The organism is Vibrio sp. V42_P2S4T144, from assembly GCF_009904715.1.
In the GTDB taxonomy this organism is placed as follows: Bacteria; Pseudomonadota; Gammaproteobacteria; order Enterobacterales; family Vibrionaceae; genus Vibrio; species Vibrio alginolyticus.
The window spans coordinates 1-3937 of record NZ_WXWS01000450.1 but is presented as its reverse complement, the minus strand read 5'-3'; the positions used below and the strand labels follow the sequence as shown (position 1 = coordinate 3937).

Sequence of the window (3937 nt, the reverse complement as noted above, 5' to 3'; positions counted from 1 at the left end):
GATAAATCCATGCCACGTCGTCGCGTCATTGGTCAGCGTAAGATCCTTCCAGATCCAAAATTCAAATCTGAATTGCTGGCAAAATTCGTTAACATCCTAATGGTTGACGGTAAAAAATCTACTGCAGAGAAAATCGTTTACACTGCACTAGATGCTATGGCTGAAAAGTCTGGTAAAGACCACTTAGCTATTTTTGAAGAAGCTCTTGAAAACGTTCGCCCAGCGGTAGAGGTTAAATCTCGCCGTGTTGGTGGTTCAACTTACCAAGTACCTGTAGAAGTACGTCCGGTTCGCCGTAACGCACTTGCTATGCGTTGGTTGGTTGAAGCTGCGCGCAAGCGTGGTGAAAAATCTATGGCTCAACGCCTAGCTGCTGAAATGCTAGACGCGTCTGAGAACAAAGGTACTGCGGTTAAGAAACGTGAAGACGTTCACCGCATGGCTGACGCAAACAAAGCGTTCGCTCATTACCGTTGGTAATACCTTCTGTGCTGCGAGGTTCTCTCGCAGCACTTTTCTATACTCTAAGGTACACCTTAGTAAGAGGATACAATCGTGGCTCGTAAAACTCCTATTGAGCTATACCGTAATATCGGTATCTGTGCTCACGTAGATGCAGGAAAAACAACCACAACTGAGCGTATTCTGTTCTACACTGGCCTTTCTCACAAAATCGGCGAAGTTCACGATGGTGCAGCAACCATGGACTGGATGGAGCAGGAGCAGGAGCGTGGTATCACTATCACATCCGCTGCTACTACTACATTCTGGCGTGGTATGGAAGCACAGTTCCCTGAGCATCGCGTAAACATCATTGATACCCCTGGACACGTTGACTTTACTATCGAAGTAGAGCGTTCTCTTCGTGTACTTGATGGTGCTGTGGTTGTGTTCTGTGGCTCATCTGGTGTTGAACCTCAGTCTGAAACTGTATGGCGTCAAGCAGACAAATACCACGTTCCACGTTTGGTATTTGTAAACAAGATGGACCGTGCGGGCGCAGACTTCCTACGCGTTGTGAACCAAATTAAGAATCGTCTTGGTGCGACTCCTGTTCCAATCCAGCTGAACGTTGGTGCGGAAGATGAGTTCAGAGGTGTCATCGACCTTATCAAGATGAAAATGATCAACTGGAATGATGCCGATCAAGGCACTTCGTTTACTTACGAAGACATCCCAGCTGACATGATTGAACTTGCTGAAGAGTGGCGCAACCACATGGTTGAATCCGCTGCTGAAGCTAGCGAAGAGCTGATGGACAAGTACCTTGAAGAAGGTGAATTGACTGAAGCTGAGCTCAAACAAGCTTTACGTACTCGCACACTAAATAACGAAATCGTACTGGCTACTTGTGGTAGTGCGTTTAAGAACAAAGGTGTTCAAGCGGTACTGGATGCAGTAGTTGAGTTCTTGCCATCGCCAGTTGACGTACCTGCAATTAAAGGTGTCGACGAAAGAGAAAATGAAGTTGAGCGTCATGCTGACGACAACGAACCTTTCTCTGCGCTAGCGTTTAAGATTGCGACTGACCCATTCGTGGGCACGTTAACTTTCATGCGTGTTTACTCCGGTGTTGTAAACTCGGGTGACGCTGTTTACAACTCAGTAAAAGAGAAGAAAGAGCGTTTCGGTCGTATCGTTCAGATGCATGCGAATAAGCGTGAAGAAGTGAAAGAAGTTCGCGCTGGTGATATTGCAGCTGCTATCGGTCTGAAAGACGTAACAACAGGTGACACACTGTGTGATCAGAACCACAAAGTGATTCTAGAACGCATGGAGTTCCCTGAACCAGTTATTCAGATTGCTGTAGAGCCTCGTTCTAAGGCAGACCAAGAGAAAATGGCTATCGCGCTAGGTAAACTAGCAGCGGAAGATCCATCATTCCGCGTGGAAACGGACGACGAATCAGGTCAGACTCTGATCTCAGGTATGGGTGAACTTCACCTAGACATTATCGTTGATCGTATGAAGCGTGAATTCAGCGTTGATTGTAACGTTGGTAAACCTCAGGTTGCTTACCGTGAAACCATTCGTGGTAAAGCGGAAGTTGAAGGTAAGTTTGTTCGTCAATCAGGTGGTCGTGGTCAATACGGTCATGTTTGGGTCAAACTTGAGCCTTCTGAGCCTGGTGAAGGTTTCGTATTCGTAGACGAAATCGTGGGCGGTGTGATTCCTAAGGAATACATCAGCTCGGTATCGAAAGGTATCGAAGAGCAAATGAATAGTGGTGTTCTAGCGGGTTACCCTGTACTAGATATTAAAGCTACACTATTTGATGGTTCTTACCACGATGTAGACTCAAGCGAGATGGCGTTTAAGATCGCTGGCTCGATGGCATTCAAGAAAGGTGCACTAGAAGCACAACCTGTGATTCTAGAACCTATGATGAATGTCGAAGTAACCACTCCGGAAGACTGGATGGGTGACGTTGTTGGTGACCTAAACCGTCGTCGCGGTATCATTGAAGGCATGGACGAAGGTGTGGCTGGTCTTAAGATCATCCGTGCTCAAGTACCACTATCCGAAATGTTCGGTTACGCAACTGATCTACGTTCTGCAACTCAAGGCCGTGCGTCTTACTCTATGGAGTTTCACGAGTACGCTGAAGTGCCGAAAAACTTCGCAGATAAAATTATTGCAGAGCGTGGTTACTAATTGACGATTGAACTGCAAAAAGTTTACGACTTTTTGCGAGATCAGGGCGTCCAAATATTGCGCTAACGGGCGTTGGCGCATAAAATAACAATTTCTGGCGCGTCGTCGATCAATAATGATCACGACGAATCATAACTAGGAAGGAACACGATCGTGTCTAAAGAAAAATTTGAACGTACGAAACCGCACGTTAACGTTGGTACTATCGGCCACGTTGACCACGGTAAAACAACTCTAACTGCAGCTATCTGTACTACTCTTGCTAAAGTTTACGGCGGTGTAGCTAAAGACTTCGCATCTATCGATAACGCTCCAGAAGAGCGTGAGCGCGGTATCACAATCGCAACTTCTCACGTTGAGTACGACACTCCATCACGCCACTACGCACACGTTGACTGTCCAGGACACGCTGACTATGTTAAAAACATGATCACTGGTGCTGCACAGATGGACGGTGGTATCCTAGTTGTTGCTGCGACAGATGGCCCAATGCCACAAACTCGTGAGCACATCCTACTAGGCCGTCAGGTTGGTATCCCATACATCATCGTATTCATGAACAAATGTGACATGGTTGACGATGAAGAGCTACTAGAACTAGTAGAAATGGAAGTTCGTGAACTTCTATCTGAATACGATTTCCCAGGTGATGACCTACCAGTTATCCAAGGTTCTGCACTAGGCGCACTAAACGGCGAAGAGCAGTGGGAAGCGAAAATCGTTGAACTAGCAGAAGCTCTAGATACTTACATCCCTGAGCCAGAGCGTGCGGTAGATCAGCCATTCCTAATGCCTATCGAAGACGTATTCTCAATCCAAGGTCGTGGTACAGTAGTAACTGGCCGTATCGAGCGTGGTATCCTAACTGTAGGTGACGAAGTTGCTATCGTAGGTATCAAAGACACTACTACAACTACATGTACTGGTGTTGAGATGTTCCGTAAGCTTCTAGACGAAGGCCGTGCAGGTGAGAACGTTGGTGCACTTCTACGTGGTACTAAGCGTGACGAAGTTGAACGTGGTCAAGTACTAGCTAAGCCTGGTTCAATCACTCCACACACTAAGTTCGAATCAGAAGTATACGTACTGTCTAAAGATGAAGGTGGTCGTCACACTCCATTCTTCAAAGGCTACCGTCCACAGTTCTACTTCCGTACAACTGACGTAACTGGTGACATCCAGCTACCAGACGGCGTAGAAATGGTAATGCCAGGCGACAACGTACAGATGACTGTAGAGCTAATCGCACCAATCGCAATGGACGAAGGTCTACGTTTCGCGA

At 46.7% G+C, this 3937-nt stretch carries 3 protein-coding genes; all 3 read left to right on the top strand.

Features of this window, described 5'->3' with window-relative positions; genetic code table 11:
- Positions 1-9: 9 nt before the first annotated feature.
- Positions 10-480, top strand: a complete 471-nt coding sequence (gene rpsG / locus CAG68_RS15185; RefSeq protein WP_005382796.1) for a 30S ribosomal protein S7 — start codon at positions 10-12, stop codon at positions 478-480.
- Positions 481-555: 75 nt separating this feature from the next.
- On the top strand, positions 556-2655 hold the full coding sequence (gene fusA, locus CAG68_RS15180) for an elongation factor G (RefSeq protein WP_005382794.1): 2100 nt from the start codon (positions 556-558) through the stop codon (positions 2653-2655).
- 153 nt (positions 2656-2808) lie between these two features.
- Positions 2809-3937: elongation factor Tu (gene tuf, locus CAG68_RS15175; protein ID WP_161441329.1), on the top strand; the 1129-nt coding region annotated here is incomplete at its 3' end.

Bases quoted from the DNA above. Each gene is read 5' to 3' on its own strand.
- rpsG (WP_005382796.1), top strand. From the start codon at position 10: ATGCCACGTCGTCGCGTCATTGGTCAGCGTAAGATCCTTCCAGATCCA.